The organism is Bradyrhizobium brasilense (genome assembly GCF_029714345.1).
GTDB classification, from domain to species: domain Bacteria; phylum Pseudomonadota; class Alphaproteobacteria; order Rhizobiales; family Xanthobacteraceae; genus Bradyrhizobium; species Bradyrhizobium australafricanum.
On sequence record NZ_CP121669.1, the window covers coordinates 178,988 to 205,280 of the forward strand.

At 64.3% G+C, this 26,293-nt stretch carries 30 protein-coding genes; 15 read left to right on the plus strand and 15 right to left on the minus strand.

Annotated elements, in window-relative coordinates; genetic code table 11:
- Window positions 1-26 precede the first annotated feature (26 nt).
- On the minus strand, window positions 27-812 hold the full coding sequence (gene nth / locus QA635_RS00805) for an endonuclease III (protein WP_283066218.1): 786 nt from the start codon (window positions 810-812) through the stop codon (window positions 27-29).
- Between the two features lie 22 nt (window positions 813-834).
- Between nth and QA635_RS00810 the strand changes: the two genes are divergently transcribed.
- A complete protein-coding gene (locus QA635_RS00810) occupies window positions 835-1,395 on the plus strand; it encodes a DUF2244 domain-containing protein (RefSeq protein ID WP_283066220.1) in 561 nt (186 codons plus the stop codon).
- A gap of 107 nt (window positions 1,396-1,502) precedes the next feature.
- Window positions 1,503-2,399, plus strand: a complete 897-nt coding sequence (locus QA635_RS00815; protein ID WP_028335763.1) for a methylated-DNA--[protein]-cysteine S-methyltransferase — start codon at window positions 1,503-1,505, stop codon at window positions 2,397-2,399.
- Between the two features lie 169 nt (window positions 2,400-2,568).
- Here the strand turns inward: QA635_RS00815 and QA635_RS00820 are convergent, their stop codons facing one another.
- From QA635_RS00820 to dnaK, 9 genes are all read right to left on the minus strand, one after another.
- Window positions 2,569-3,192: a 2,3-bisphosphoglycerate-dependent phosphoglycerate mutase gene (locus QA635_RS00820; RefSeq protein ID WP_028341753.1), complete on the minus strand. Its 624-nt coding sequence runs from the start codon at window positions 3,190-3,192 to the stop codon at window positions 2,569-2,571.
- Window positions 3,193-3,239: 47 nt separating this feature from the next.
- Entirely contained in the window at window positions 3,240-4,052 is an 813-nt protein-coding gene (gene dapB, locus QA635_RS00825) for a 4-hydroxy-tetrahydrodipicolinate reductase (RefSeq protein WP_016841511.1), read from the minus strand.
- 72 nt (window positions 4,053-4,124) lie between these two features.
- Window positions 4,125-4,421 (minus strand): DUF1330 domain-containing protein, encoded by a 297-nt coding sequence (locus QA635_RS00830; protein ID WP_057020363.1) that lies wholly within the window; start codon window positions 4,419-4,421, stop codon window positions 4,125-4,127.
- Window positions 4,422-4,442: 21 nt separating this feature from the next.
- On the minus strand, window positions 4,443-5,153 hold the full coding sequence (gene pyrF / locus QA635_RS00835; protein WP_283066226.1) for an orotidine-5'-phosphate decarboxylase: 711 nt from the start codon (window positions 5,151-5,153) through the stop codon (window positions 4,443-4,445).
- A gap of 6 nt (window positions 5,154-5,159) precedes the next feature.
- On the minus strand, window positions 5,160-5,738 hold the full coding sequence (locus QA635_RS00840; RefSeq protein WP_283066228.1) for an NADPH-dependent FMN reductase: 579 nt from the start codon (window positions 5,736-5,738) through the stop codon (window positions 5,160-5,162).
- 48 nt (window positions 5,739-5,786) lie between these two features.
- Window positions 5,787-6,389, minus strand: coding sequence for a class I SAM-dependent methyltransferase (locus tag QA635_RS00845; RefSeq protein WP_026192052.1), 603 nt, complete (start codon window positions 6,387-6,389; stop codon window positions 5,787-5,789).
- 99 nt (window positions 6,390-6,488) lie between these two features.
- Window positions 6,489-7,616 (minus strand): molecular chaperone DnaJ, encoded by a 1,128-nt coding sequence (dnaJ, locus tag QA635_RS00850; RefSeq protein ID WP_057020359.1) that lies wholly within the window; start codon window positions 7,614-7,616, stop codon window positions 6,489-6,491.
- A 3-nt stretch (window positions 7,617-7,619) separates the two neighbouring features.
- Window positions 7,620-7,772 (minus strand): hypothetical protein, encoded by a 153-nt coding sequence (locus QA635_RS00855; RefSeq protein ID WP_176936801.1) that lies wholly within the window; start codon window positions 7,770-7,772, stop codon window positions 7,620-7,622.
- A gap of 14 nt (window positions 7,773-7,786) precedes the next feature.
- The gene (dnaK, locus tag QA635_RS00860) at window positions 7,787-9,688 is read right to left on the minus strand and encodes a molecular chaperone DnaK (RefSeq protein WP_026192053.1); all 1,902 of its coding nucleotides are present in this window, start codon (window positions 9,686-9,688) and stop codon (window positions 7,787-7,789) included.
- A 566-nt stretch (window positions 9,689-10,254) separates the two neighbouring features.
- Here dnaK and QA635_RS00865 point away from each other — a divergent pair.
- The 4 genes from QA635_RS00865 (at window position 10,255) to QA635_RS00880 (ending at window position 13,369) form a co-directional block, all read left to right on the plus strand.
- Window positions 10,255-11,190, plus strand: coding sequence for a hypothetical protein (locus QA635_RS00865; protein ID WP_225163625.1), 936 nt, complete (start codon window positions 10,255-10,257; stop codon window positions 11,188-11,190).
- Window positions 11,191-11,287: 97 nt separating this feature from the next.
- Complete coding sequence (pncA, locus tag QA635_RS00870; RefSeq protein ID WP_225163624.1) at window positions 11,288-11,998, plus strand: bifunctional nicotinamidase/pyrazinamidase; 711 nt, start codon at window positions 11,288-11,290, stop codon at window positions 11,996-11,998.
- 22 nt (window positions 11,999-12,020) lie between these two features.
- On the plus strand, window positions 12,021-12,875 hold the full coding sequence (locus QA635_RS00875; RefSeq protein WP_283066236.1) for an AraC family transcriptional regulator: 855 nt from the start codon (window positions 12,021-12,023) through the stop codon (window positions 12,873-12,875).
- A gap of 68 nt (window positions 12,876-12,943) precedes the next feature.
- Window positions 12,944-13,369 (plus strand): VOC family protein, encoded by a 426-nt coding sequence (locus tag QA635_RS00880; RefSeq protein WP_283066238.1) that lies wholly within the window; start codon window positions 12,944-12,946, stop codon window positions 13,367-13,369.
- 48 nt (window positions 13,370-13,417) lie between these two features.
- Here QA635_RS00880 and grpE read toward each other — a convergent pair whose 3' ends face one another.
- A complete protein-coding gene (gene grpE / locus QA635_RS00885) occupies window positions 13,418-14,023 on the minus strand; it encodes a nucleotide exchange factor GrpE (protein ID WP_225163623.1) in 606 nt (201 codons plus the stop codon).
- Between the two features lie 166 nt (window positions 14,024-14,189).
- Window positions 14,190-15,278: a heat-inducible transcriptional repressor HrcA gene (gene hrcA / locus QA635_RS00890; protein WP_021078184.1), complete on the minus strand. Its 1,089-nt coding sequence runs from the start codon at window positions 15,276-15,278 to the stop codon at window positions 14,190-14,192.
- Between the two features lie 170 nt (window positions 15,279-15,448).
- Here hrcA and rph point away from each other — a divergent pair, with 170 nt between their 5' ends.
- From rph to hemW, 3 genes are read left to right on the plus strand one after another with little or no spacing between them, the layout of a single operon-like run.
- Window positions 15,449-16,162: a ribonuclease PH gene (gene rph, locus QA635_RS00895; RefSeq protein WP_016841497.1), complete on the plus strand. Its 714-nt coding sequence runs from the start codon at window positions 15,449-15,451 to the stop codon at window positions 16,160-16,162.
- An 11-nt stretch (window positions 16,163-16,173) separates the two neighbouring features.
- Window positions 16,174-16,809: an RdgB/HAM1 family non-canonical purine NTP pyrophosphatase gene (rdgB, locus tag QA635_RS00900; protein WP_225163622.1), complete on the plus strand. Its 636-nt coding sequence runs from the start codon at window positions 16,174-16,176 to the stop codon at window positions 16,807-16,809.
- Window positions 16,796-17,953 (plus strand): radical SAM family heme chaperone HemW, encoded by a 1,158-nt coding sequence (gene hemW / locus QA635_RS00905; RefSeq protein ID WP_283066244.1) that lies wholly within the window; start codon window positions 16,796-16,798, stop codon window positions 17,951-17,953. The genes rdgB and hemW overlap by 14 nt, the downstream gene beginning before the upstream one ends.
- Before the next feature lie 193 nt (window positions 17,954-18,146).
- Here the strand turns inward: hemW and QA635_RS00910 are convergent, their stop codons facing one another.
- Window positions 18,147-19,361, minus strand: a complete 1,215-nt coding sequence (locus QA635_RS00910) for a penicillin-binding protein activator (protein WP_225163620.1) — start codon at window positions 19,359-19,361, stop codon at window positions 18,147-18,149.
- 219 nt (window positions 19,362-19,580) lie between these two features.
- Here QA635_RS00910 and rsmI point away from each other — a divergent pair, with 219 nt between their 5' ends.
- The 5 genes from rsmI to QA635_RS00935 all read left to right on the plus strand — a co-directional run bounded on the left by rsmI (window position 19,581) and on the right by QA635_RS00935 (window position 23,632).
- Window positions 19,581-20,534, plus strand: a complete 954-nt coding sequence (rsmI, locus tag QA635_RS00915) for a 16S rRNA (cytidine(1402)-2'-O)-methyltransferase (protein ID WP_092081177.1) — start codon at window positions 19,581-19,583, stop codon at window positions 20,532-20,534.
- Window positions 20,521-20,904, plus strand: a complete 384-nt coding sequence (locus tag QA635_RS00920; protein WP_283066249.1) for a YraN family protein — start codon at window positions 20,521-20,523, stop codon at window positions 20,902-20,904. Before rsmI ends, QA635_RS00920 begins: the two co-directional genes overlap by 14 nt.
- A 30-nt stretch (window positions 20,905-20,934) precedes the next feature.
- Entirely contained in the window at window positions 20,935-21,882 is a 948-nt protein-coding gene (gene gshB, locus QA635_RS00925; protein ID WP_283066251.1) for a glutathione synthase, read from the plus strand.
- Between the two features lie 187 nt (window positions 21,883-22,069).
- On the plus strand, window positions 22,070-23,041 hold the full coding sequence (locus tag QA635_RS00930; RefSeq protein ID WP_283066253.1) for an MBL fold metallo-hydrolase: 972 nt from the start codon (window positions 22,070-22,072) through the stop codon (window positions 23,039-23,041).
- A gap of 213 nt (window positions 23,042-23,254) precedes the next feature.
- The gene (locus QA635_RS00935; RefSeq protein ID WP_283066255.1) at window positions 23,255-23,632 is read left to right on the plus strand and encodes a hypothetical protein; all 378 of its coding nucleotides are present in this window, start codon (window positions 23,255-23,257) and stop codon (window positions 23,630-23,632) included.
- A gap of 6 nt (window positions 23,633-23,638) precedes the next feature.
- On the opposite strand, the gene QA635_RS00940 is transcribed toward QA635_RS00935, so the two are convergent.
- Window positions 23,639-23,794 (minus strand): hypothetical protein, encoded by a 156-nt coding sequence (locus QA635_RS00940; RefSeq protein ID WP_283066257.1) that lies wholly within the window; start codon window positions 23,792-23,794, stop codon window positions 23,639-23,641.
- Between QA635_RS00940 and QA635_RS00945 the strand changes: the two genes are divergently transcribed.
- On the plus strand, window positions 23,793-24,605 hold the full coding sequence (locus QA635_RS00945; RefSeq protein ID WP_283066259.1) for a DUF3800 domain-containing protein: 813 nt from the start codon (window positions 23,793-23,795) through the stop codon (window positions 24,603-24,605). The two genes, QA635_RS00940 and QA635_RS00945, sit on opposite strands and share 2 nt — an antisense overlap.
- A 397-nt stretch (window positions 24,606-25,002) precedes the next feature.
- On the opposite strand, the gene fsrB is transcribed toward QA635_RS00945, so the two are convergent.
- Complete coding sequence (gene fsrB / locus QA635_RS00950; RefSeq protein WP_283066261.1) at window positions 25,003-26,292, minus strand: siderophore utilization protein FsrB; 1,290 nt, start codon at window positions 26,290-26,292, stop codon at window positions 25,003-25,005.
- Window position 26,293: the final 1 nt, after the last annotated feature.

Below are 26,293 nucleotides of genomic sequence, written 5' to 3' on the forward strand. Positions count from 1 at the left end.
TATTAGCACATGACGACGATCATGCCTCAGACGGTCTTTTCCGGCCACCGGCAGAGATCATTGATCAGACATACGTCGCAACGTGGACCGCGGGCGAGGCAGGTGTAGCGGCCATGCAGGATCAGCCAGTGATGGGCGTGCAGCATGAACTCGGTCGGGATCACCTTTTCCAATCCCAACTCGACCTCGAGCGGCGTCTTGCCGGGCGCGAGGCCGGTGCGATTGCCGACGCGAAACACATGGGTGTCGACCGCCATCGTGTGCTCGCCGAATGCCATGTTGAGCACGACATTCGCGGTCTTGCGGCCGGCGCCGGGCAGCGATTCGATCTCGGCACGCGTGCGCGGCACCTCGCCGCCGAACTCGGCGATCAGCTTCTGCGACAGCGCGATGACGTTCTTGGCCTTGTTGCGATAGAGCCCGATGGTCTTGATGTAGTCGCGCACTTTGTCTTCGCCGAGCTCAAGCATCTTGTCCGGCGTGTCGGCGACCGCGAACAGCGCTCGCGTCGCCTTGTTGACGCCGGCATCGGTCGCCTGCGCCGACAGCACCACCGCAACCAGCAGCGTGTAGGGGTTGAGGTGCTCGAGCTCGCCCTTGGGTTCGGGATTGGCTTTGCGGAACCGGTCGAAAGCCTCGTAGACCTCCTCCGATGTCCACGGCTTCGGCTTTACGGTTCGCTTGGCGACCTTCTTGGCCGCCTTCTTTGCCCCGCGTTTGGGCAGCAGCCTTGCCGCATTCGCAGGCTTCTTCTTCGATGCGGAACGAACGCTTGATGTGCTGGCGCGTTGAGAGCGGATGATTTTGGCCATGAACCGGATATACTGATACGCCATGACCGCAGGCAACGACTTTGATCCGGGCGAAGACCGCAGGGCCAATGATCTCGCGGCTGATGCCGCTGAGGCCGAGCCCAAACTGTTCTCGGCATTGCTGACGCCGCACCGCTCGCTGAATCGCACCGGCTTTATCGTGCTGATGTCGTTCGTCACCGTGGTCAGCTTCATCGCCGGCGCGGTGTTCTGGTGGCTCGGCGCCTGGCCGATCTTCGGCTTCTTCGGCCTCGACGCGCTGGTGATCTATTGGGCGTTCAAGGTCAATTTCCGCTCCGCCAAGGCGAGCGAGGAGATCACCGTCACACCGTCGGAACTGAGGGTGCGCAGGATCAGCCATCGCGGCCATGTGGCGGAATGGGTGCTCAATCCGCTCTGGGTGCGGCTCGAGCAGATCTCGCATGAGGAGTTCGGCATCGAGCGGCTTTATCTGGTCTCCCGGGGCCGCCGGGTCAGCGTCGGCAGCTTCCTCGGCCCGGACGAAAAGGCCAGCTTCTCCAAGGCCTTGACGGCGGCGCTCAACGCCGCGAAACGCGGCCCGACTTACAACCCCATCCACTAGGTCTTATTTGAGCATGATCTTTTCGGAAAACCGGTCTCCACTTTTCCGGATCATGCTTGTCAGAAATCGGGTGGTTTGGACACGCCATGGCTCCTAAATCAGACACCATGATGACACTCGCCATACACGACCAGCGCCTGGCCAAGCCGGGCCTCCAGAGCGCCGCGCTGCGCGACTATGACTCGGTTCGGCGCGCCATCGCGTTCATCTCGGAGCATTGGCGCACACAGCCGACCATCGAAGCGATGGCCGATGCCGCCGCCGTCACGCCGGATGAGTTGCACCATCTGTTCCGCCGCTGGGCCGGGCTGACGCCGAAGGCCTTCATGCAGGCGCTGACCCTGGACCACGCCAAGAACCTGCTGCGCGATTCCGCCAGCGTGCTCGATGCGGCACTCGACTCCGGCCTGTCAGGGCCGGGACGGCTGCACGACCTATTCGTCACGCATGAGGCGATGTCGCCGGGCGAATGGAAGACCGGCGCAGGCGGCATGACGCTGCGCTACGGCTTCCATCCCTCGCCGTTCGGCACCGCGATCGTGATCGCAACGGATCGCGGGCTTGCGGGGCTTGCCTTCGCCGATCACGGCGACGAGCAGACCGCATTCGCCGACATGAAGCGGCGCTGGCCGAACGCGACCTATGTCGAGGACACCGACGGCACCACCGCGCTGGCGCAGCGCGTGTTCGATACAAGGTTGTGGCGGGCGGACCAGCCGCTGCGCGTCGTCTTGATCGGCACCGACTTCGAGGTGCGGGTGTGGGAGACGCTGCTCAAGGTCCCGATGGGCCGCGCGGTCAGCTATTCCGACATCGCCTGCAAGATCAACAGCCCGAAAGCCTCGCGCGCGGTCGGCGCCGCGGTCGGCCGCAATCCGGTGTCGTTCGTGGTGCCCTGCCATCGCGCACTCGGCAAGAGCGGCGCGCTGACCGGCTATCACTGGGGCATCACCCGCAAGCAGGCGATGCTGGGCTGGGAAGCCGGCCAAGTCGGATTGCACTGATCGTCTGCAAGCGACAAACGAAGCGTGCGGTCTCTTACCGTCACCCTGAGGAGCGCGCTCTTGCGCGCGTCTCGAAGGGTCGACGGCCACCAGCGGGGCCGATTCATCCTTCGAGGCTCGCTCCGCTCGCGCCTCAGGATGACGGGTTGAGCGGAGTGATCGTCTGAGCCTACCCCGCGAGATCGACCTTGGACGCAACGGTGGAATCGGCATTGAGCCGATAGACCACCGGCGCGCCGGTGGCGAGCTCGCGCTTGAGGATCTGCTCCGGCGTCAGCTTCTCCAGCACCATGATCAGCGCGCGCAGCGAATTGCCGTGGGCGGCGATCAGCGTGCGCTGGCCGCGCAGCACGCCGGGCAGGATCTCCTGCACGTAATAGGGCAGCGTGCGCGCCAGCGTATCCTTCAGGCTTTCACCGCCGGGCGGCGGCACGTCGTAGGAACGGCGCCAGATCAGAACCTGATCCTCGCCCCACTTCTTGCGGGCGTCGTCCTTGTTGAGGCCGGAGAGATCACCGTAATCGCGTTCATTGAGCGCGAGATTCTTCGTGGTCGGCAATCCGGTCTGGCCGATCTGCTCCAGCATCAGCTTCAGCGTGTGCTGCGCACGGGTAAGATCGGAGGTGAACGCGACATCGAACGACAGGCCCTGCGCCTTCAGCTTGCGGCCGGCCTCGTTCGCTTCGTTGACGCCCTGCTCGGTGAGATCAGGGTCCTTCCACCCGGTGAACAGGTTCTTCAGATTCCAGTCGCTCTGACCGTGACGAACGAGCACAAGGAGACGATCACTCATTTCAGATTCCGTTTTCGCTTAGCTGGATTTCATTCCGTCGAGCGGTGTCAGTCGCTCAACCCGAGGACGTCGGCCATCGAATACATGCCGGGCTTCTTGCCATGCGCCCACAGCGCTGCCTTCAGCGCGCCCTGCGCGAACAGCGCGCGATCCTCTGCATGGTGCGAGAGCGTGATGCGCTCGGAGGGGCCGGCAAAGATCACGCTGTGATCGCCGGCCGCAGTGCCGCCGCGCAACGAGGCAAAGCCGATATCGCCCGCGCGCCGCGCACCGGTGAGGCCATCGCGGCCGCGCGCCGAATGCTGATCGAGCGCGATTCCGCGTCCCGCGGCCGCGGCTTCACCGAGCATCAAGGCAGTGCCCGACGGCGCATCGATCTTGGACTTGTGGTGCATCTCCAGAATTTCGATGTCAAAGCTCTGGTCGAGCGATTGCGCGACGCGCTTGACCAGCGCGGCGAGCAGATTGACACCAAGGCTCATATTGCCTGATTTCACCACGATGGCGCGGTTGGTCACGCTGCGGATCACCGCATCGTCGGACGGCGACATCCCGGTGGTGCCGATGACGTGAACGAGGCCGCGCTCGGCCGCGATCGCGACGTTGGCGATGGTCGCGGCCGGCACGGTGAAATCCAGGATGCCGTCGGCACCGGCCGACATCGACCACAGATCGGCCGACAGCTTGACGTCATTGGCGGGGAGGCCGGCGAGCACGCCGGCGTCCTTGCCGAGCAGTTCCGAGCCCGGCGCTTCCAGCGCGCCGACCAGCACCGCCCCCGGGGTTTCGGAAATCACCCGGGTCAGCGTGCGGCCCATCCGGCCGCCGGCTCCCGCAACGATCAAACGCATGTCAGCCATGGCTCACCTCTCCACGCGATATAGCGAGCCAAGGCTGTTCCGGCAACCGAACCGGCTACCCGATGTGCGGGACTATGGGCTGTCGTGCCCCTCGATGATGATGAGGTCGGCGATCGAATGCGGCTGCCGCACCTTGATGTTGGCTTGGTATTCCGGCGATTGGTAGCAAGCGAGCGCGGTCGCGTAATCGGGGAATTCGATCACGACATTGCGGGAGCGGCTCTGGCCCTCCACGCCGGTGAACTTGCCACCGCGAACGATGAACTTGCCGCCGAATTTCTGGAAGATGGCGGGGTTGGCCGCCATGTAGGGCTTGTAGCCTTCCTCATTGTGAACGTCGACGCGTCCAATCCAGTATCCCTTCGCCATCTCTGTTCTCCCTCTTGTTGTTCAGGCGAGCGCCTGGGCGATTTCGGCGTGAATGGCTTCGGCTGATGCCTTCGGGTCGGCGGCTTCCATCACCGGACGTCCGACCACGAGATAGTCGGCGCCGGCGGCAATGGCGCGAGCCGGCGTCATGATGCGCTTCTGGTCGCCGGTCGCCGAGCCTGCGGGGCGGATGCCAGGGGTCACCAGGTTCATCTGGTCGCCGACGATCTTGCGCAAGGCGGCGGCCTCCTCGGGCGAGCTGACGAGGCCGTCGACGCCAAGCGCCTGCGCCTGTTTGGCGCGCGCTTCGACGAGATCGGAGACGTTGAGGCGATAGCCCGCCGCATGCAGGTCGGCGTCGTCGTAGGAGGTCAGCACCGTCACCGCGAGGATCTTCAGGCCGGAGCCGGCGCGGGCCTCGACCGCGGCCTTCATGGTCTGCGGGTAGGCATGCACGGTGAGAAAGGTTGCGCCGAGCCCGGCGACGCTTTCGACCCCGCGCGCGACGGTGTTGCCGATGTCGTGCAGCTTCAGATCGAGGAAGACCTTCTTGCCGCTGCCTGCAAGCTGCTTCGCCAGGATGAGGCCGCCGGCATAACCGAGCTGATAGCCGATCTTGTAGAAGGTGACGGCATCGCCTAGCCGGTCGATCATCGCCTCGGCGCTGGCGACAGACGGCAGATCGAGCGCCACGATCAACCGGTCTCTTGGAGCGATCCTGGCTGGCTGCATGTCACCTCACATCATGCGTTGGGATTGGTCGATCAGCTGCCGCACCAGCGCCTGCATCGCGTCGATGTCGGCCTGGTGCTTCAGATGATCCATATCGTCGTAGGCCTGCTCGGCAAATGACAGCGCGAGCTGGTTTGGGATCACGGTGGCGCGGCACGCCGTCAGGATCAGGCGCAGCGCAGCCAGCGCGCGGGTGCCGCCGAGCCGGTTGCCGGATGCGGCTGAAATCGCGAACGCGCGGCCGTGGAACACCTGACCTCGCACTTCATGCGGATCCTGCACGCGGCTCACCCAGTCGATCGTATTCTTCACCAGCGCCGGCACCGAGGAATTGTATTCCGGCGTCACGATCAGCACGCCATGATGGGCGCCGATCATCCGCTTCAAATTCACGGCATGCTGCGGCACGCCGGATTTCGCCTGCAGGTCGCCGTCATAGATCGGCAGCGGAAAATCGCCGAGCGAGATGCGGGTGACGTCGGCGCCGGATTGCGCCAGTTCGTGCGCCAGCACGGCAGCCAGCTTCGCATTGAGCGAGCCTGACCGAAGCGATCCGGGGATCACGAGGATTTTCAGCGCGGACATTTTGAAATCGCAGGTAAGGCGCTCGCCCGGCGCGACGGCGCCGGGTGGTCAGCCCTTGCGATACACCCAGACCCGCGCGGGCGGAAGGTTCATCCAGATCCGCTCGGAGGCCTCTGTGGACACGCCCGGCAGCGACTTCGGAATCGGAGGCACCACCGAATAGGTGAACTGAATGAACGGCGCGCCGGGTGCGAGCGCCAGGAAGGCGTCACGGACCAGCCTCAGGCGGGTCAGCATCGGCTTGGTGACGAGCGGCAGGCCGGAGACCACGGCTGAGGCGGGAGATTTAAGTACCTCCCACAGAGTATCGCGCAGCGTATAGGCATCCCCCTGGACGACCCTGGCGTGCGGATAGCGTTCGCGCAGCAAGGCGCAGAAGCCGGGATTGTATTCGACCAGGACGAGACGCTTTTGATCCACGCCGTGCTCGATCAACGCGTTGGTAATCGCCCCGGTGCCGGGTCCAAGTTCGACGACCGGCCCCTCGGCGTCGGGATCGACATATTGCGCCATGGTGCGGGCGAGCAGCCGTCCGGACGGCATCACCGCGCCCATATGCAGCGGCTTCTCCATCCATGAACGGAGAAATCGAACCTCGTCGTCGAGACGGAGGGGCTTCTTCGACGCACGCACGGACGATTGCAAAGGCATGTCGCTACCAGGCGGGGACCGCACAATCGAGCGGTTGTCAGAAAACAGTCACAAAGACGTATAGGTCGAAGTCGTTACGGTCAAGCATAACGACTGCGGCTAGACGGAGCGATTGCCAAAGAAGTCCTTGACCTTAGAGAAGAAACCCGCGGCCTCCGGCTGGGTTGCGCCGGACGACAGCTTTTCGAACTCCATCAGCAGTTCTTGCTGCTTCTTGGTCAGATTCTGCGGCGTTTCGACCACGACCTGGACATACATGTCGCCGGTCTGGCGCGAACGGAGCACCGGCATACCCTTTGATGCGATGCGGAATCGCCGGCTGGACTGGGTGCCGGCCGGCACCTTCACCTTCGTCTTGCCCTTGTCGATGGTCGGCACTTCGAATTCGCCACCGAGCGCTGCGGTCACCATCGAGATCGGCACACGGCAGTGCAGGTCGGCGCCGTCGCGCTGGAAGAACTGGTGCGTGGTCAGCGACAGGAAGATGTAGAGGTCGCCGGGCGGTCCGCCGCGGACACCGGCCTCGCCTTCGCCGGCGAGACGAATGCGGGTGCCGTCCTCGACGCCCGGGGGAATGTTGACCGACAGCGTGCGCTCGCGCGTCACCCGGCCGGAACCGGCGCAGGAGGTGCAGGCATCCTCGATCATCTGGCCGCGTCCCTGACAGCCGGGACAGGTCCGCTCCAGCGTGAAGAAGCCCTGGGCCTGCCGGATACGGCCGGCGCCGCCGCAATGTGAGCACGTCTTCGGCTTGGTACCGGCCTTGGCGCCGGTGCCCGAGCAGGATTCGCAGGTGACCGAGACCGGGATCTCGATCTGCGCGGTCTTGCCCTGGAAGGCCTCCTCGAGCGTGATCTCCATGTTGTAGCGCAGGTCGGCGCCGCGCTCGCGGCCACCGCCGCGGCGCTGCCCGGCCATGCCGAACAGGTCTTCGAAAATGTCGGAGAAGGATGAGGCGAAGCCGGCGCCGAAGCCGGGGCCGCCGCCGCCCATGCCCTGCTCGAAAGCGGCATGGCCGAAGCGGTCATAGGCGGCGCGCTTGTCGCCGTCCTTCAGCACCTCATAGGCTTCGTTGATTTCCTTGAACCGGACTTCGCTGGTGGCGTCGCCCGGATTCTTGTCCGGATGCCATTTCATCGCGAGCTTGCGGAAAGCCGATTTCAGCTTGGTCTCGTCCGCGTTCCGCTCAACCTCGAGGGTCTCGTAATAGCAGCGCTTGGTGGACATCCTTCAATTCCGTCCGAAGTTCATCGCGATCGCCAAAGATTGCGCCAAGGATTGCGTAAAGGATTGCGCCTGTCTGGAAGATGCAGCGATCGCCTTAAAGAAAAATGACCCCCACTCCTCCGAGACGCGGCGCGTGCTCATTGGTGTGAGGGTCATGATCGCAAATCCGCTTAAGCAGACTTCTTGCTGTTCTTGTCGTCGTCGACCTCGGTGAACTCCGCGTCGACAACGTCATCCTTAGCAGCGTCCTTGGCCGCATCGGCCTCGGCCTGCTGCTTGTACATGGCCTCGCCGAGCTTCATCGAAGCCTGCGCCAGCGTGTTGGTCTTGGCCTTGATCGCCTCGGCGTCGTCGCCCTTCAGCGCTTCCTTGAGGTCGCTGACGGCGTCTTCGATCGCGCGGCGCTCGGTGTCGGCGATCTTCGAACCGTGTTCGGCCAGAGCCTTCTCGGTCGAGTGAACCAGACCGTCGGCATGATTCTTGGCGTCGACAGCCTCGCGGCGCTTCTTGTCCTCGGCCGCGTTGACCTCGGCGTCCTTGACCATCTTGTCGATGTCGGCTTCGGACAGACCGCCGGATGCCTGGATCCGGATCTGCTGTTCCTTGCCGGTCGCCTTGTCCTTGGCCGAGACGTTGACGATACCGTTGGCGTCGATGTCGAAGGTCACCTCGATCTGCGGCATGCCGCGCGGAGCCGGCGGAATACCCATCAGGTCGAACTGGCCGAGCATCTTGTTGTCGGCCGCCATTTCACGCTCGCCCTGGAAGACCCGGATGGTGACAGCGCCCTGATTGTCTTCGGCGGTCGAGAACACCTGGCTCTTCTTGGTCGGGATCGTGGTGTTGCGGTCGATGATGCGGGTGAACACACCGCCCAGCGTCTCGATGCCCAGCGACAGCGGGGTCACGTCGAGCAGCAGCACGTCCTTGACGTCGCCCTGCAGCACGCCGGCCTGGATCGCAGCGCCGATCGCGACGACCTCGTCGGGATTGACGCCCTTGTGCGGCTCCTTGCCGAAGAACTGCTTCACGACTTCCTGGATCTTCGGCATGCGGGTCATGCCGCCGACCAGCACCACTTCGCCGATCTCACCAGCGGTCAGGCCGGCATCCTTCAGCGCCTTGCGGCACGGCTCGATGGTCTTCTCGACGAGATCGGCCACTAGCGCCTCGAACTTGGCGCGGGTCAGCTTCATCGTCAGATGCTTCGGACCGGTCTGGTCAGCCGTGATGAACGGCAGGTTGATTTCGGTCTGCGTGGTCGACGACAGCTCGATCTTGGCCTTCTCCGCAGCCTCCTTCAGGCGCTGCAGGGCAAGCTTGTCGTTGCGCAGGTTGATGCCCTGCTCCTTCTGGAATTCGTCGGCGAGATAGCCGACCAGGCGCATGTCGAAATCTTCACCGCCGAGGAAGGTGTCGCCGTTGGTCGACTTCACCTCGAACACGCCGTCGCCGATCTCGAGGATCGAGACGTCGAAGGTGCCGCCGCCGAGGTCGTACACGGCGATCGTGCCGGACTTCGACTTGTCGAGACCGTAGGCGAGCGCGGCAGCCGTCGGCTCGTTGATGATGCGCAGCACTTCGAGGCCGGCGATCTTGCCGGCGTCCTTGGTGGCCTGACGCTGCGCGTCGTTGAAATAGGCGGGAACCGTGATGACGGCCTGCTCGACCTTCTGGCCGAGATGCGCCTCAGCGGTCTCCTTCATCTTCTGCAGAATGAAGGCCGAGACCTGCGAGGGCGAATAGGTCTTGCCATCGGCTTCGACCCAGGCGTCGCCGTTCGATGCCTTGACGATCTTGTAGGGAACGAGCTTCTTGTCCTTCTCGACCATCGGGTCGTCATAGCGGCGGCCAATGAGGCGCTTCACCGCGAAGAACGTACGCTCGGGATTGGTCACCGCCTGGCGCTTCGCCGGCTGGCCGACGAGGCGCTCGCCATCGTCAGTGAAAGCAACGATCGACGGCGTCGTTCGCATGCCCTCGGCATTCTCGATCACCTTGGCGTTCTTGCCATCCATTACGGCGACGCACGAATTCGTGGTGCCGAGGTCGATCCCAATGACCTTACCCATGGTTTTGATATCCTCTTTGCTACGGCAGGTTGGTTGGGCCCTGACGGCGCTCCGTACCGAACCCCCAGACGTTCACATACTCGCGATATTGCGACGGTGAGCCTGATATAGGAGAGAGGGTCCTGCCCGCAAGGACTGGACGCAACGTTGAGGCCTGAAAAGACTGACGTTTGAAAGATTGTGTCAGCCCGGCTGCAGCGCCGGTTCAAGCCCGATCCAAGTTAACAAATCGGCAATGATGCGGCACGCCGTCGACCGCGAACATCCGCCACGAGACGTCCGCGCTGTTGAGTGAACACTCACAAACGTCGTATGCGGAAGCGGGCGCAGGCCGAGGGCGCGCTGTTTGGCCGCTGGTGGCCGATCGTCGGAAACGTCGGGAAACTGGAAAGTGCCAGCCAATCGGGACGAAAAGCCCATGGAATCGGGCCTGCAGGCCCGGAGCGCGGCTTTGGCGGCCTGTTGCAGGGTCATCAAAACCGCTAAAAGCGGTCCGACTGAAAGAGGCCATCCAGCCCTGCACCGGCCCCGTTGCGCGGCCACCAAGCAAAACCGGTAGATCCCCCATGACGCCTTTTCGACTTCTCGTTGCGGTTGCCTTGCTGCTTGCTGCCACCTGTCGTGGCTTTGCCGCCGACGTGGTGTTTCCGCCGGGCGCGCATGTCGGGATGAAGCCGCTGGTGGGGCTCAACCGCGCCAAGTCGTTCATCGGCTTCGAGACCGAGGACCAGGGCGTGAAGGTCTTGATCGCCGATCTGCCCGCGGACGCCTACAACGAGGTCGTGAGCGCCTTCAAGGCCAACCCGGCCGGCAGCGGAAACATCAAGCCGGAGAGCCTCGAGACGCCGGCCGGCCTCGCCTATTACACCGTGGAGAGCGCGCGTGACGGCACCACCAATGTGCGGCGCTATTCCATGATCCTGCCGGGACCGACCTTCTCAGGCTATGTCGCGGTGCAGGTGCCGGAGAACGCGAGCAAGATCTACACCGACGACGCCGTGCGGCAGATGTTCGCCACCGCCCAGATCCGCAACGAGGTGCCGGTCGACGAACAGCTCGGCATGATGCCGTTCAAGGTCACCGAGCTCAGCAGCTTCAAGAATGTCCGCATGCTGGCGCCGGGCGCGGCGCTGCTGATGGCCGACGGCGACGAGAAGGGCCTTGAGACCAAGCCATTCATGCTGCTTGGCATCATCGGCTCGGCCCCGGCCACACCGGATGATCGCGGTCGCTTCGCCCAGCAGATCGCCACCACGATCCCCGGCGTGCGCGACGGGCGGATCACCATGTCCGAACCGATCCGGATCGACGGCCAGCCCGGCTTCGAGACGCGCATCGACGCCGTCAGCGGCAAGGACAATACCCCGGTGACCATCGTGCAGTGGCTGCGGTTCGGCGCGCAAACATCGATGCGCATCATCGGTAGCTCCCCGCGCACCGATTGGGAGAAGGCCTTCCCGCGCTTCCGCGCGGTGCGCGACGGCATCCAGCCGCGCGGCTGATCAGCCGCTCGCAGCTCCAGTCGGAAAAATCCCACTTTCGTCGTTCGCCGAACGGAACTAGCCTCCTCGTGCAATTATCAAAGCGAGGAGGGGCGCGATGCCGGATCGACGACAGGTTGTTGCAGGGCTCGGTACGCTGGCGCTTGCGGCGCTAATTCCAAAACATCTCTGGGCGGCTGCGATCAAGCCCGACGACGGCTCCGCGCTGCTCGTGATCGACGTCCAGAACTGCTTCCTGCCCGGCGGCAGCCTTGCCGTGAAGGACGGCGAGCAGGTGGTGCCAGTGATCAACCGGATCGCCAAGAGCTTTGCCAATGTGGTGATGACGCAGGACTGGCACACGCCCGGACACATCTCCTTTGCCTCGACCCATTCCGGCAAGAAGCCGTTCGAGATCGTCGATCTTGCCTATGGCAAGCAGGTGCTGTGGCCCGACCACTGCGTCCAGGGTACCGACGGCGCCTCGCTGTCGAAGGAACTCGCGATCCCGCACGCCGAGCTGATCATCCGCAAGGGTTTTCACAAGGACGTCGACAGCTACTCCGCCTTCACCGAGGCCGACGGCAAGACCACCACCGGGCTCGCCGCGTATCTGAAGGCGCGCAACGTCGAGCGGGTTTTCGTGGCCGGGCTCGCCACCGATTTCTGCGTGGCATGGACCGCGCTCGATGCGCGCAAGGCCGGCTTCGAGACCTATGTGGTGGAAGATGCCTGCCGCGGCATCGACACCCAGGGATCGCTCGCCAAGGCCTGGGACGACATGGCCAAGGCCGGCGTCAAGCGCATCCAGTCCTCGGATATCGCGTAGGACGCCGCCTCGCGAGATCCGCATGGCCGAGCCTGCGTCACCCGTTGCATTCGATCTCGCGCAGCGCCTGCCATCGCCGCGCATCGCGGGCCTGATCGTCCGGATCACCGGTTATCGCGAGACCGCAACAGGCCGGTTCGCGCAGCGGCAGACCGCGCCGCTGATCGTCCCGCTGATCATCAGTTTCGGCTCGCCGTTCCTGATCGCGCTGTCGCGCGAGCCCAGTGCGGCCGATCGTCAGCTCAGCTTCGCCGCCGGCCTGCATGCCGGGCCTGTTTACATCGAGTCCGACGGGCGCGCCGCCTGCGTGCAGGTCGATTTCACCCCGCTTGGCGCCTACAGCTTCTTCGGCGGCGCCGTGACCGACCTGGTCGGGCGCATGGTCGATATCGACGATGTGCTCGGCCATGATGGCCGTCGTCTGCGCGAGCAACTCGGCGCCGTGACCTGCTGGCAGCGCCGCTTCGACCTGATCGAGGCGTTCGTGCTGCGCCGCGCCGGCCACATGCCGTCTCCCGAAATCGCGTTCGCCTATCGAAAACTGGCGCGTTCGACCGGTGCCATCAGCATCACGGCATTGGCCGACGAGATCGGCTGGAGCCGCAAGCATCTGGCTGGCCGGTTTCGGTCCGAACTCGGCCTCGCCCCCAAATCGCTGGCGCGCATGATGCGGTTTCACCGGGCGAGCCGGCTGGCGCAAAGCGGCGCAGCGCTTGGCTGGGCGGGGATCGCGGCGGAAAGCGGCTATGCCGACCAGGCCCATCTCGCCCGCGAGTTCGTCGAATTCGCAGGCGAACCGCCGACCGCCTGGGCGCGCCGCCAGGCCTTGACCGACCGCCGGCTGGTTCACGCCGGCGACGGGCTGGCGGACTGGTAACAAACCTTCAAGCCGACGCCGCGTTGCCTCGTGCAGGATGGCGCCGTCAGCCAAGGAGGTGAGCGACCATGACGCACGACATCGAACCGCCCCGCATCTACCCGACCCTGCGCTGCAAGGACGCCGAGGCGATGACCAATTGGCTCACGACGGTGCTTGGGTTCACCGAACACGTCGTCTACCGCGATGGCGGCGTCATCCATCACGCCGAGCTCGCCTATGGTTCCTCGATGCTGATGCTGGGCCAGAGCCGCGACGACGCATATGGCAGGCTGGTCGGCGACCTCGACAACCGCCGCACCGACTCGATCTATATCGCGGTCGACGATCCCGACGCGCTGCACGCGAAGGTCAAGGCTGCCGGCGCCAAGATCGAGATGGAACTGCGCGATACCGACTATGGCAGCCGCGACTTCGCCTGCCGCGATCCGGAAGGAAATCTCTGGAGCTTCGGCACCTATTGGCCGAAGGCCCGCGAGAAGCCGCGACCATGAGCCCGCGCAATCCGCGAGCTCGCAAACGGGCAGCCGGGATCGGACGGATCAGGCGGTGATGTCGGCGGTCGGGGCGGCCTTGGCGCCGCCCTTGGAGACGCCGACCAGTGCCGGACGCAGGATGCGCTCGCCGATCATGTAACCGGCCTGCACGACCTGCACCACGGTGCCCGACGGCACCGACGGATCAGGCACCTCGAACATGGCCTGCTGGAAGTTCGGATCGAACTTCTCGCCGATCGGGTCGAACTTCTTGACGCCGTTCTTCTCCAGCGCGTTGAGCAGCGAACGTTCGGTCAGCTCGACGCCTTCGATCAGCGCCTTCAGGCCGGGATCGGCGGCTTCCTTGGTTTCGGACGGCACCGCATCGAGCGCGCGCTGCAGGTTGTCGGCGATATCGAGCACGTCGCGGGCAAAGCCGGTGATGCCGTAGGTCTTGGCGTCGGCGACCTCGCGGCGGGTGCGCTGGCGGAGATTCTCCATCTCGGCCAGCGTGCGCAGCGTCCGGTCGCGCGCCTCGGCGAGTTCCTTGGTCAGCGCCTCCGCCGATCCGGCCTCGGGCTCGTCAGGCATGATGTAGGGCTTCGAGACCACGGGCTCACCCGTCGGCGCCGAATTCTCGGTGTTGTCATTGGCCCGGTTCGGATCGGTCATGGCTTGCCTTCTCGAAAACTCGCGTCGGTTCAAATCTTGGGGATTGCTTGCCGGGATATCGTGCTTTGGGCGGCGAAAATCAAGCGCAACATACCGGTCTCGGGAACTGGGATCTCCGGCTTGGGTGAAGAAAACCCGTCAAATGAAAGCGAAATCGCCCCTCCGGTCAGCCGCCCAGCATCTTGCTGACGATGCGCGCGGCATAGTCGACGGTCGGGATCACTCGCGCATAGTTCAGCCGCGTCGGTCCGATCACGCCGAGGACGCCCACGATCCGCCCCTGGGCGTCGCCGTAGGGCGCGATGATGGTCGAGGAACCCGACAGCGAGAACAGCTTGTTCTCCGAGCCGATGAAGATCCGCACGCCCTCGCCGCGCTCGGCGCGGCCGAGCAGATCGATCACGCCGCGCTTGGTTTCGAGATCGTCGAACAGCGACTTGATGCGCTCCAGGTCGTCGAGCGCATGCAGATCCTCGAGCAGATTGGCGTGACCGCGCACGATCAGCTGGCGGTCCTCGCTCTCGCCGCCGGACCAGCTCGCGATGCCCGCCGCGACCACCTTTTGCGTGAGCTGATCGAGCTCGGCGCGGTTTTGCGTCAGTGCCGTCTCGAGCTCGAGCCGCGCTTCGGCCAGCGTCCGGCCGCGGATCCGCGCATTGAGGAAATTGGTCGCTTCGGTCAGGGCCGAGGATGGAACACCCGGCGGCAGCGCCAGGACGCGGTTTTCGACCTGGCCGTCTTCGCCGACCAACACGACCAGCGCCTTTTCCGGCTCCAGCCGGACGAACTCGATATGCTTCAGCCGTGCATTCGACTTCTGCGTCAGCACCACCGCCGCGGCGCGGGTCAGTCCCGACAGCCGCGTCAAGGCTTCGCCGAGCGCGGCCTCGACGGATTGGGCGCGGCCGACGGCAGCAAGCTGGGTCTGGATCGATTGACGCTCGGCCTCGGTGAGGTCGCCGACCTGCATCAGCGCATCGACGAAGAAGCGCAGCCCGAGTTCGGTCGGCAACCGGCCGGCGGAGGTGTGCGGCGCATAGATCAGGCCGAGCTGCTCAAGATCCGACATCACATTGCGGACCGAGGCCGGCGACAGCGGTAATGCGATCAGGCGCGAAATGTTGCGCGAACCGACCGGCTCGCCGGTCGCGAGATAGCTTTCGACGATTTGACGAAAAATGTCGCGCGAACGCTCGTTGAGCTGGGCGAGCCCGGCATGCGGCGCAATCAGGCCAATCGGATCGTGGTGAGTCACACTCCAGTCCCTCACAATTACTGCATAATTTGTCGATCCGGGAGGCCGATGACAAGCATGCATTCGGTCCCCTCGTACCGGACCATACCGGGGCCGAAAACCCTTGCCGCTGCCCCTTCCCGCTCCTACAAGCACGGCCAGCCAATTTTCTCGGATTTCTGGAGGATTTCATGCGGCCAAGCCGCCGTGCACCCGATGAACTGCGTCCCGTGTCGCTGGAACGCGGCGTCGTCAAATATGCCGAGGGTTCCTGCATGGTGAAGTTCGGCGACACCCATGTGCTGGTGACCGCCACGCTGGAAGAGCGGTTGCCGCCGTGGCTGAAGGGCCAGGGCCGCGGCTGGGTCACCGCCGAATACGGCATGCTGCCGCGTGCCACCCTGGAACGCACCCGCCGCGAGGCCTCGGCCGGCAAGCAGGGCGGCCGGACGGTCGAGATTCAGCGGCTGATCGGCCGCTCGCTGCGCGCGGCCGTCGATCTGGAGGCGCTCGGCGAGCGCCAGATCACGGTCGATTGCGACGTCATCCAGGCCGACGGCGGCACCCGCACCGCCTCAATCACCGGTGCCTGGGTGGCGCTGGCCGACTGCATCAACTGGATGAAGACCCGCAACATGCTGAAGACCAACGTGTTGCGCGACAATGTGGCGGCGATCTCCTGCGGCATCTACCAGGGCACGCCGGTGCTCGATCTCGACTATGCCGAGGATTCCGAAGCCGACACCGACGCCAATTTCGTCATGACCGGCGACGGCCGGATCATCGAGGTGCAGGGCACCGCCGAGAAGACGCCGTTCTCGGAAGGTGAATTCCTGGCGCTGATGGCGCTGGCGCGCAAAGGTGTCGCGCGTCTGGTCGACTTGCAAAAGATCGCGGTGGCGTAGTCAGATTGGCCATGCACCGCCGAATCACCGGAAGGCTCGTCATCGCCACACATAATCCCGGCAAGCTTGCCGAGATGCGGGAACTGCTGGCGCCGCACGGCGTGGAGGTGGTGTCGGCCGGCGAGCTCGACCTCGCCGAGCCCGAGGAGACCGGCGACAATTTTCGCGCCAACGCGGCGATCAAGGCGATCGCGGCCGCGAAGGCGACCGGACTGCCTGCGTTCGCCGACGATTCCGGCCTCGTGGTCGACGCGCTCGACGGCGCGCCCGGGATCTACTCGGCGCGCTGGGCCGGCGAGGGCAAGGACTTCATGGCGGCGATGACGCGGATCGAGCGGCTGCTGCAGGAGCGCGGCGCCACAACGCCGGACCGGCGCAAGGCCCACTTCGTGTCGGCGTTGTGCGTGGCCTGGCCCGACGATCATCTCGAGGAGGTCGAGGCGCGCGCCGATGGAACCCTGGTCTGGCCGCCGCGCGGCACCGCCGGCTTCGGCTACGATCCGGCCTTCCTGCCCGACGGCTACACACGGACCTTCGGCGAGATGACCAGCATCGAGAAGCACGGCCTGCCGCCGCTGGGACTCGGCCTGTCGCATCGCGCCCGCGCCTTCGTGAAGCTCGCGGAGATCTGCCTTGAGCCACGCTGACCGAGAAGCCTTCGGCGTCTACGTGCACTGGCCGTTCTGCCTGTCGAAATGCCCGTATTGTGATTTCAACAGCCATGTGCGGCATGCGCCGGTCGACGAGGGGCGTTTCGTGCGCGCGTTCGCCCGCGAGATCGAGACGACCGCCGTGCGCGTGCCGGGGCGGCAGGTGTCCTCGATCTTCCTCGGCGGCGGCACGCCTTCGCTGATGCAGCCGCAGACCGTCGGTGCCGTGCTCGATGCGATCGGCAAGCACTGGACGGTGGCGCGCGATGTCGAGGTCACGCTCGAGGCCAATCCGACCAGCGTCGAGGCGACGCGCTTTCGCGGCTATCGTGCAGCCGGCGTCAACCGCGTCTCGCTCGGCGTGCAGGCGCTCGATGACGCCTCGCTGAAGGCGCTGGGCCGCCTGCACACCGCGCGCGAGGCGCTCGACGCGGTCGCGATCGCGCGCTCTGCGTTCGACCGTTACTCGTTCGATCTGATCTATGCCAGGCCCGACCAGACGCCGCGGATGTGGGCCGATGAATTGAAGCAGGCGATCTCGGAAGCGGCCGAGCATCTGTCGCTCTACCAGCTCACGATCGAGGAAGGCACGCCGTTCTTCGGGCTGCATGCCGCCGGCAAATTGCAGACGCCGGATGAGGCGACCGCGCGCGCGCTCTACGACGTGACGCAGGAGGTCTGCGCCCGCGAGGGATTGCCGGCCTATGAGATCTCCAATCACGCCCGCGCCGGCGCGGAGTGCAAGCACAACCTCGTCTACTGGCGCGGCGAGGAATATGCCGGCATCGGCCCCGGCGCACATGGAAGGCTCGACATCGATGGCGTCAGGCACGCGACCGCAACCGAGCGGCGCCCCGAGGCGTGGCTGTTGAACGTCGAGGAGCGCGGTCACGGCGTCGTCAGCGATGACAGCCTCAACAGCGAAGAACGCGCCGACGAGTTTCTGCTGATGGGATTGCGGCTCGCCGAGGGCATCGATCCCAAGCGCTATGCGAAGCTCTCCGGCCGCCAGCTCGACCCGCACCGGATCGCCCAGCTGCGCGAGGAAGGCGCGATCGCCGTCGACGCCGACGGACGACTGCGGGTGACGACGTCGGGATTCCCGGTGCTCGACGCGGTCGTTGCGGATCTCGCCGCCTAGAGCCTATCCCGTTCCGATTGAATCGGAACGGGGCCCTAGATTCTTGTTTTGACGCGTTTTCTTCACGCGAACCGGTATCCACTTCGCTCGAAAACGCTCTAGGTGCACGCTGCCAAAATATCGAAAACAACCCCATGCAAAGGAGCTGGCGGGTGCCGGCGCTCGACAAGGCAGCTTGACCGCCCGACGAAAATCAAGCGCCAAAGCTCTTCGGCGAGCCTGCCACCGGCGTGCTGCCGCCTGAGGCCACCTTCATGACCGCAAGGCCGCGCTCATTGGTGCCATCGGAGCGGAAGCGGAACAGACCGTCGATGCCGGCAAAGCCGGACGGATTGGTCAGAGTCTCCGGCGCAAAGCGTTGCGCCCCTTGCGTGCGCGCGAGCGCCGCCATCAGCGCCACCGCATCATAGGCAAGCGTCGCGGTGCGCACCGGCTCGCCGCCATATTTGCTGCGGTAGCGGCCGGCGAAGCTGCGGAAGCCGGACGGATCGGGCGCGGCATAGAGGCCGCCCTGCAAGACGGGACTCGCGAACACCCGCGGATTGTCCCACAGCCCGGTGCCGAGCAGCTGGATGTTGCGCAGATTGGCGCCGGCTGCGGTCAAGGCATCGGCGGTCGCGACGACCGAATCACCATCGTCGGCGATCAGCAGCGCGTCGGCCTGGCCGAGCGCCTGCGCCACGGTTCGCGCCGGCGTCGCGCGATCGGCGCCATATTTCTCGAAGGCGACGACGCGGCCGTTCTTGCGGCCGACCGCCTGCTTGAACGCGGCCTCGACCACATTGCCATAGGCATTATCCGGCACCATCGCGGCGAACGAACGCTTTCCGATCCCGGCGGAGTAGTCGACGATGCGATTGATGTCGGACTCCGGCAGGAAGCTCAGCAGATAGACGCCGCGCCCGGCCACGCTCGAATCGGTCGAGAACGCGATCACCGAGGTTCCGCGCGGCCGCGTCAGTTGCGCGACGGCCGGCACCGAGCCTGCGAACAGCGGTCCCAGAATGATCTCGGCGCCTTCGGACAGTGCCTGCTGGGCACCTTGCGATGCACCCTGCGCGCTGCCGCCATCGTCCTTGATCAGGAGCTGGATGTTCGGGTTCTGAAATTCCGCCAGCGCCATCTCGGCCGCGTTCCGCATCGACTGGGCGGCAAGCCCGGCATTGCCGGACGCCGACAGCGGCAGGATCAGGCCGATCTTGACCTGCCCGGTGCCGACCGCCTGCGGCTGCTGCTGCGGGCCGGCAGGACCGCCTTCCTGGTTGCCGCCGAACGGGCTGGAAAACTGGCTCAAGCTTTGCTGCACGCCGGAACAGGCCGTCAGCAGCGGCGCGCCCACGATGAGGCCGAGCGCGGTCCGCCGGGTGGTGCCCGACGGCGGGGACTTGCGGTGATGCGGGCCTTCCATCGTCTCTCTTCTCTTGGCCGACCGTGATCAGCCAGGACTCCATCCAGCTCTGATGAGGCGGGTGGATTCAGGCATATTCTCGGCGAATAGTTAACTAAAACAAAAGGATTATGGCCCCGCGGCGCCCTTGCCGCGGCCTCCATTTCCCCGTCAGCCAGCGTTCCGTCACCGCCGTTTGCGGATGTGGCGCAAGCGCTGCCATCCCTCTAGATTGGCATTATGCGCGCAAAAGCCAGTTCCCTCCACAGTTCGGATGCCACGACAGGCGCTGCGGCCAGAACATTTTCGATCGGCGGCCAGCAATTGGCCGCGCCAAGGGCGGCACCCGGGCTCCATCTGGTCGCGACCCCGATCGGAAATCTCGCCGACATCACCCTGCGCGCGCTGGAAACGCTGGCCGGCGTCGACGTCATCGCCTGCGAGGACACGAGGATTACCCGCCGGCTGACCGAGCGTTATGCGATCGCCGCCGAGCTTGCGCTCTACCACGAGCACAACGCGGCCCAGGCCCGCCCCAAGATCCTGGAGCGCCTGGCGCAGGGCGCCGCGATCGCGCTGGTTTCGGACGCCGGCACGCCACTGATCTCCGATCCCGGTTTCAAGCTGGTGCGCGACGTCTGCGCCGCCGGGCATGCCGTCATCGCGGTGCCGGGGCCATCATCGGTGCTGACGGCGCTGTCGGTCGCGGCATTGCCGACCGACCGGTTTTTCTTCGAGGGATTTTTGCCCGCCAAGGAGCACGCGCGTCGCGCACGGCTCAACGAGCTGGCGAGGGTCGATTCGACGCTCGTGATGTTCGAATCAGGCAATCGCGTACAGGACACGCTGCGCGATCTCGCCGCGATCATGGCCGGCCGCGATGCCGCGATCTGCCGCGAGCTGACCAAGCTGCACGAGGAGATCACGCGCGCGCCGGTGGCCGAGCTGGCGGCAGGCGCGGACGCGCTGGAAACGCGCGGCGAGTTCGTGCTGGTCATCGGACCTCCGGCCGATGATGCCGGGGTGATGGACCAGGATGCGCTCGACGATCTGCTGCGGGCGCAGCTCGGCCGCGGCAGCGTCAAGGATGCGGTCGCCCATGCGGTCGAACTGTCGGGCCGGCCGCGCCGCGAGGTCTATGCCCGTGCCCTCGAGCTTGCGAAGACCATCGGGGACGGCAATGGCGAAGACTGACAGCGCCTCGCCCGAGCGCGTCGCGGCGTTCCGGACCGGCATCTCGGCGGAGAGCCGCGCCGCAGCGCTTCTGATCGCCAAGGGCTATCACATCCTGGCACGACGCTTCCGCACCCCCTTTGGCGAGATCGACCTGGTGGTGCGCCGGCGCAATCTGCTGGCCTTCGTCGAGGTCAAGGCCCGGGCCAGCCTCGACGACGCCGCCTATGCGGTGACGCCGCGGCAGCAGCTGCGCATCATCAATGCCGCCCAGGCCTGGCTGATGGCGCATCCCGAACATGCCGAATTCGAGCTCAGATTCGACGCCGTGCTGATTGCGCCGAAGAGCCTGCCGCGCCATCTGTTAGCGGCATTCGATGCAAGCCCTTAACGTTATCCTCAGACCTCGCGGAACATGCCTATGAAATTGAAGATCGCCGTCCAGATGGATCCCATCGCGCGCATCAATATTCGCGGCGATTCGACCTTTGCGCTGCTGCTCGAGGCGCAAAAGCGCGGCCACGGCATTTCCTACTACACGCCCGACAAGCTGTCGCTGCGCGGCGAGGAGCTGGTGGCGCCGGTGCAGCCTCTCACCGTGCGCGACGAGATCGGCAATCACTTCACGCTGGGCGAGCCGAAGCGCGAGCCGCTCAACGGCTTCGACGTCGTGCTGCTGCGCCAGGATCCGCCGTTCGACCTCGCCTACATCACCTCGACCCATTTGCTCGAGCGCATCCATCCGAAGACCTTGGTCGTCAACGACCCGGCCAGCGTGCGCAACGCGCCGGAAAAGCTGTTCGTGATGAATTTCCCGCAGCTGATGCCGCCAACCCTGATCTCGCGCGATCTCGACGAGATCAACGCATTCCGCGACCAGCATGGCGCCGTCGTCATGAAACCGTTGCACGGCCATGGCGGCGCCGCCGTCTTTCGCGTGATGCCGCAGGACATGAACTTCGGCTCGCTGTTCGACATGTTCTCCGTCACGTTCAAGGAGCCTTGGGTGATCCAGCGCTTCCTTCCCGAGGTGAAGCATGGCGACAAGCGCATCATCCTGGTCGACGGCGAGTTCGCCGGCGCCGTCAACCGCGTGCCGGCGGCGGACGATCTGCGCTCCAACATGGTCCGTGGCGGCGCGGCCACGGCGACCGAGCTCTCCGATCGCGAGCGCGAAATCTGCGCCACGCTCGGACCTGCGCTGCGCGAACGCGGCCTGCTGTTCGTCGGCATCGACGTGATCGACGGCAACCTCACCGAGATCAACGTCACCTCACCGACCGGCATCCGCGCAATCCAGCGGCTCAATGGCCCCGACGTCGCGGCGATGATCTGGGATGCCATCGAGAAGAAGCGCGCCGCGAAATAATCCTCCCTTGTGCGCCGCACAGCTGGCTGAAATTTAGCCAGCGTTCGATCACGCATGCGTTCTCCTTATTCTTCTTGCCAGCTTGCGCAGGCGAGGGCAGCATCCTCTCGCCTGCGTCAGGTCAAGCGGCGGGTCAACGCGCGGGCAACAACGCGAAAATCTTATAAAAATTCTGGAGGAAGACGTTATGACGCTCAATGTCTCACGACGATCCTTGCTCGCGCTCGGTGCCGGTCTCGGCGCCAGCACCCTGCTCGGGGGCACCGCACAGGCACGCGCGCCGAAGCTCGGCACGCAGACACCCTACTGGCACCGCTTCATGCTCGGCGAAGCCGAAGTGACCGTCGTATCCGACGGGCCGCTTCCGCTCGGCGATCCCTCCGGCACTTTCACCGGTGTGCCGAAGGAGGAGGTGAAGAAGATGCTCTCCGACAACTTCCTCTCGCCCGACAATGTCGTGCTCGAGCAGAATTCGCCGATCGTCAATACCGGCGACAAGCTGATCCTGTTCGATACCGGCATGGGCACGTCGCAACTGTTCGGCAAGACCACCGGGCGGCAGCAGAAGAGCATGAAGGAAGCCGGCATCAAGCCGGAGGACATCGACGCGGTCGTGCTGTCGCACGCGCATATCGATCATATCGGCGGCATTGTCGGCACCGACGACAAGCCGCTGTTTCCGAATGCGCAATACTACATTGCCCAGAGCGATCTCGAATTCTGGACCGACGAAGGCAAGATGGGCAGCCCGTTGAAGGACTTCATCGTGCATGCCCGCAAGAACCTGCTGCCGGTGCGCGACCGCATCGTGTTCTTCAAGGACGGCCAGGAATTCCTGCCCGGCGTGACGGCAATCGCGGCGCCCGGCCACACCGTGGGCCACACCATCTTCATGGTGAGCTCGGGTGGCAAATCCTTCGCGTTCCTTGGCGACCTCTCGCATCACGCGGTGCTGCTGCTGGAGCGTCCGCGGATGGAGTTCTCCTACGACACCGATCCGAAGCAGGCGGCGGCGTCGCGGGTCAAGCTGCTGGAGATGCTGGCGGCGAACAAGACGGCCGTGATGTCCTATCACTTCGCCTGGCCGGGCTACGGCCACGTCGCCAAGGTCGGCGAAGGCTTCCACTACTATCCAGAGCCGATGCAGATGAACCTGTGACGGCGAGGCATTCGGGGACGGCGCGCGTCGCCCCCGAATGTTCCCTTAGTGTTCTTGCGCTAGACGCGCAATTGTGCACTTCGCATACCCAACGCGTGGATAACCTAGCGTTTTGAGTCATTTAGCTAAGGTTGGACTCGCGCAAAAATCGCGGTTCCGGTTATGAGTCCCGCAGGTTGTTACAACCTGATCCGCTCAACCGGAGATTCGCCGATGTCTGACAATCCGTTCAGCCAGCGCCCGCTTGGTGCGCTCTTTATCGAAAGCCTTCAGCCCGTCTTGCCCGAAGATGGCGGCGAGGGCGTCGTCATCGGCGTCAACATCTATTTGGCTAGGCCAGACGGCAAGCCAGACGGGCCGCATGTCCGAGTCGATGTAATGGCTCCTCTTTCTCCAGAAGCAAGCGTTCGAGACGCGCGACACGCAGCTCTAGAGAGGGTGCTTCATGTACTTCGGCGGATTGGTGAAGAGACGCCAGAGAGTTTGAACGCTCAATGGGAAGAGAGCTTCCGAGAAGCTGCCGTCGACGCCAAGAATAGTATCTCATTGGGGGACGGATTTTCCCTCACTATTGGGGGCGCCTCGACTTAGCGCCGATTACTTCTTTGGCTTGGACGACTTTTTGCTTACGCCGGGCTTCTGCTTGGCGATCTTGCCCAGCCTCTCATTGAACCGCTTTTCGTTGCCGTCCGTTTCGAGGTCGCGGGCGGCCTGCTTAAACTTATCGATCTGACTTTTTTGAGCCTTCGACATGGACCTAGCTCCGAACGGCATTGATATTTACTACATCGACGAATCTGAACGGCATCCGTTATCGGTCGCTAGCTCAGTATGCGTCCCATTCCTGCGGCCAAAAAAAGATAGCGGCGGGTGGGAGTTTGTTTGGGGTAAACACCTCGATAGCTCCCTATCGTGGCGGCGCAGTCTTTCCCGCGATCATTCAATACGATTCCGCGAGGAACTGCACGGATACAAAATACTACGGCACCAGGGGCTGTATCACAAATCCCACCGCAATCTGTCACCGACGGAGGCGACGGCACTTTATAAAGGCGCCCTATCCTCGCTGGATTGGCTGCCAAATGGCGCAATCATGAGTGCCTCTGCGACTGATAATTCCGAACTTATGGGCCATCGCGGAATAGCGGCATGTCTACTGGGGCTGTTTCAGCGCATTCGCAACGACTGCAACCACCGAAAGGTAAACGCCCTAATGTTTTTCGACGAAGGCCATTCTTCGTATATTCGTCTCTACAGGATGGCTCAGAAGTATCTGCCCGTTGGATCTAAATTAGGCGGATGGGAAGGCGGAAAGCGAACCAAGAACCTGCCGCTTTCGATGTTCCCAAAGGATGCAAACACCAAGAGTTCTGAACTGTCTTACTTTTTGCAGGTGGCCGATCTTGTGAGCTATGCGGCCCGCCTGAAACTAGAGAATGAGCGAGGCTCCTTAGCGGCCAAGCGCATCGCTAGAGACCATCATAAGGTCTATGACTCGATCCCAATCGCCAAACTAAACCGACTAGCGACTTTCAAGCGCAACGACGCGATAGTACCCACATAAAAACCGCCCCCAGTAGCCCAAGGGCGGCTTCTATAAAGTCCCACGCACTCCGAGACGCACAAAGCGAACAAGGCGCTGCGGGCACCGACAAGATATAGATTCCATCTTAAGAATCAATAGCTTACTAAGCTGTTGATTTTAGACTCTTTTCCGTCTTGCGCGCTCAAACGCCACTAGGTTGACGATACGTAAGTCGGTTGCCTGTTACGCCACCTATGGTCTTCTCGGCCCGATCCTGGATCATCCACGCCAAGCGCAACGCGGTTACTGTGTCCGGAGCCGATGCAGATGAACCTGTGACGGACTGATTGCGAAGACGGACTGCCTCGGGAGCGGCCGCCGCCGCTCCCGAATGCATTTGCCGCGCGGTGCAAGGAGCCCACGGGAGGCGCCCGGCCTATTCCGCCGGCGCAAGGCGGCTCTCGGGGCGTGTGCGCATCGTCTCTCGCGCGCCCATCCGCGCACGACGCTTGCGCCACCAGATCACGACGCCCGTTACCGACAGCGCCGCAACCACCAATCCCATCAGCGAGATCAGGATGCGCCCGGGCAAGCCGGCGATCCGGCCGGAATGCAACGGAAACTGCATCTGCACGAACACGTCGGCCGCGGTGCCGACCCATGGCAGCCGCTCGCCGAGCGGACGGCCGTCCTCGCTGTCGTAGTAAAGCTGCGCCGGCCCGACGCCCGCGGCGCCATGTTCGTCTCCCGGCTCGAAGAATGCGACCGCATAGACGCCATGGGCCGGACCATAATTGATCGAACCGATCGGTGTGGTCCAGCCGCGCGCCTTGCCGTCGGCCGCGGCCCGCGCGGCGATCTCCGCATAGGTCATCCTCGGCTCGATCGGATCGTCAAGATGACGATATGGTCGCTGCTCGTAGGGTGTTGGCGTGTAGTTGGACACGGTCTTCATCAACGGCGAGAACACCTCGAAATAGAGGTTCAGCGAGAATGCCGTGAATGCGATCACGAACAGCAAGGCCCAGGTCCACAGGCTGAAGGCACGATGAATGTCGAAATTGATTCGATAGGCGCTGCCTGAGGTCTTGATCTTCCAGGCCGGCGCCCAGCGGGTCCAGAAACCCTTGCCGCGCGGGCCCGATATCGCCGACGCCCGCTCCGCCCTGGCGCGCCGCCGCGACGGCAGGGTCAGGTAGAAGCCGACGAAACAATCGATCGTCCAGATCACGGCGATGACGCCGAGGAAGCGCATGCCCCAGCGATCGCTGCCCCAGAATTCGGGGATATGCATCGTGTAGTGCAGCTTGTAGAGGAACGAGACGAAGTTTTCGCGGGTCACCGGCCAGACCGCGCCCCAATAGCGGCGTCCGAGCTCGACGCCGGTGTTGGGATCGAGGAAGACCTGGTTGTAGTCGAGCGTGTAACGTGTGCCGGTCGCCGGATCGATCCGCGGCAGCACGAAGAACCACAGCGACTCGCCTTTCTCCGCCGTCATGAACATGTGGACGACGCGGGCGCGATGATCGCGCTGCTCGATCAGCCGGGCGAGCTCGACCGACGGGATCGCCGGTCCGGAGCTCGTCACCTCGAACAGCTTCCTGTTGAGCACATCGTCGATCTCGTGATCCCACGAGATGATCGCGCCGGTGACGCCCGAGAAGAACAGGAAGGCCGCGGTGAGAAGGCCCGCCCAGCGATGCAGTCGTCCGAAGATGGGTCTCATG

What these genes read in the sequence shown, in the direction of transcription:
- nth (WP_283066218.1), bottom strand. Translation starts at nt 812, where the DNA reads ATGGCCAAAATCATCCGCTCTCAACGCGCCAGCACATCAAGCGTTCGT.
- QA635_RS00810 (WP_283066220.1), top strand. Translation starts at nt 835, where the DNA reads ATGACCGCAGGCAACGACTTTGATCCGGGCGAAGACCGCAGGGCCAAT.
- QA635_RS00815 (WP_028335763.1), top strand. Translation starts at nt 1,503, where the DNA reads ATGATGACACTCGCCATACACGACCAGCGCCTGGCCAAGCCGGGCCTC.
- QA635_RS00820 (WP_028341753.1), bottom strand. Translation starts at nt 3,192, where the DNA reads ATGAGTGATCGTCTCCTTGTGCTCGTTCGTCACGGTCAGAGCGACTGG.
- dapB (WP_016841511.1), bottom strand. Translation starts at nt 4,052, where the DNA reads ATGGCTGACATGCGTTTGATCGTTGCGGGAGCCGGCGGCCGGATGGGC.
- QA635_RS00830 (WP_057020363.1), bottom strand. Translation starts at nt 4,421, where the DNA reads ATGGCGAAGGGATACTGGATTGGACGCGTCGACGTTCACAATGAGGAA.
- pyrF (WP_283066226.1), bottom strand. Translation starts at nt 5,153, where the DNA reads ATGCAGCCAGCCAGGATCGCTCCAAGAGACCGGTTGATCGTGGCGCTC.
- QA635_RS00840 (WP_283066228.1), bottom strand. Translation starts at nt 5,738, where the DNA reads ATGTCCGCGCTGAAAATCCTCGTGATCCCCGGATCGCTTCGGTCAGGC.
- QA635_RS00845 (WP_026192052.1), bottom strand. Translation starts at nt 6,389, where the DNA reads ATGCCTTTGCAATCGTCCGTGCGTGCGTCGAAGAAGCCCCTCCGTCTC.
- dnaJ (WP_057020359.1), bottom strand. Translation starts at nt 7,616, where the DNA reads ATGTCCACCAAGCGCTGCTATTACGAGACCCTCGAGGTTGAGCGGAAC.
- QA635_RS00855 (WP_176936801.1), bottom strand. Translation starts at nt 7,772, where the DNA reads ATGACCCTCACACCAATGAGCACGCGCCGCGTCTCGGAGGAGTGGGGG.
- dnaK (WP_026192053.1), bottom strand. Translation starts at nt 9,688, where the DNA reads ATGGGTAAGGTCATTGGGATCGACCTCGGCACCACGAATTCGTGCGTC.
- QA635_RS00865 (WP_225163625.1), top strand. Translation starts at nt 10,255, where the DNA reads ATGACGCCTTTTCGACTTCTCGTTGCGGTTGCCTTGCTGCTTGCTGCC.
- pncA (WP_225163624.1), top strand. Translation starts at nt 11,288, where the DNA reads ATGCCGGATCGACGACAGGTTGTTGCAGGGCTCGGTACGCTGGCGCTT.
- QA635_RS00875 (WP_283066236.1), top strand. Translation starts at nt 12,021, where the DNA reads ATGGCCGAGCCTGCGTCACCCGTTGCATTCGATCTCGCGCAGCGCCTG.
- QA635_RS00880 (WP_283066238.1), top strand. Translation starts at nt 12,944, where the DNA reads ATGACGCACGACATCGAACCGCCCCGCATCTACCCGACCCTGCGCTGC.
- grpE (WP_225163623.1), bottom strand. Translation starts at nt 14,023, where the DNA reads ATGACCGATCCGAACCGGGCCAATGACAACACCGAGAATTCGGCGCCG.
- rph (WP_016841497.1), top strand. Translation starts at nt 15,449, where the DNA reads ATGCGGCCAAGCCGCCGTGCACCCGATGAACTGCGTCCCGTGTCGCTG.
- rdgB (WP_225163622.1), top strand. Translation starts at nt 16,174, where the DNA reads ATGCACCGCCGAATCACCGGAAGGCTCGTCATCGCCACACATAATCCC.
- QA635_RS00910 (WP_225163620.1), bottom strand. Translation starts at nt 19,361, where the DNA reads ATGGAAGGCCCGCATCACCGCAAGTCCCCGCCGTCGGGCACCACCCGG.
- rsmI (WP_092081177.1), top strand. Translation starts at nt 19,581, where the DNA reads ATGCGCGCAAAAGCCAGTTCCCTCCACAGTTCGGATGCCACGACAGGC.
- QA635_RS00920 (WP_283066249.1), top strand. Translation starts at nt 20,521, where the DNA reads ATGGCGAAGACTGACAGCGCCTCGCCCGAGCGCGTCGCGGCGTTCCGG.
- gshB (WP_283066251.1), top strand. Translation starts at nt 20,935, where the DNA reads ATGAAATTGAAGATCGCCGTCCAGATGGATCCCATCGCGCGCATCAAT.
- QA635_RS00930 (WP_283066253.1), top strand. Translation starts at nt 22,070, where the DNA reads ATGACGCTCAATGTCTCACGACGATCCTTGCTCGCGCTCGGTGCCGGT.
- QA635_RS00935 (WP_283066255.1), top strand. Translation starts at nt 23,255, where the DNA reads ATGTCTGACAATCCGTTCAGCCAGCGCCCGCTTGGTGCGCTCTTTATC.
- QA635_RS00945 (WP_283066259.1), top strand. Translation starts at nt 23,793, where the DNA reads ATGGACCTAGCTCCGAACGGCATTGATATTTACTACATCGACGAATCT.
- QA635_RS00940 (WP_283066257.1), bottom strand. Translation starts at nt 23,794, where the DNA reads ATGTCGAAGGCTCAAAAAAGTCAGATCGATAAGTTTAAGCAGGCCGCC.
- fsrB (WP_283066261.1), bottom strand. Translation starts at nt 26,292, where the DNA reads ATGAGACCCATCTTCGGACGACTGCATCGCTGGGCGGGCCTTCTCACC.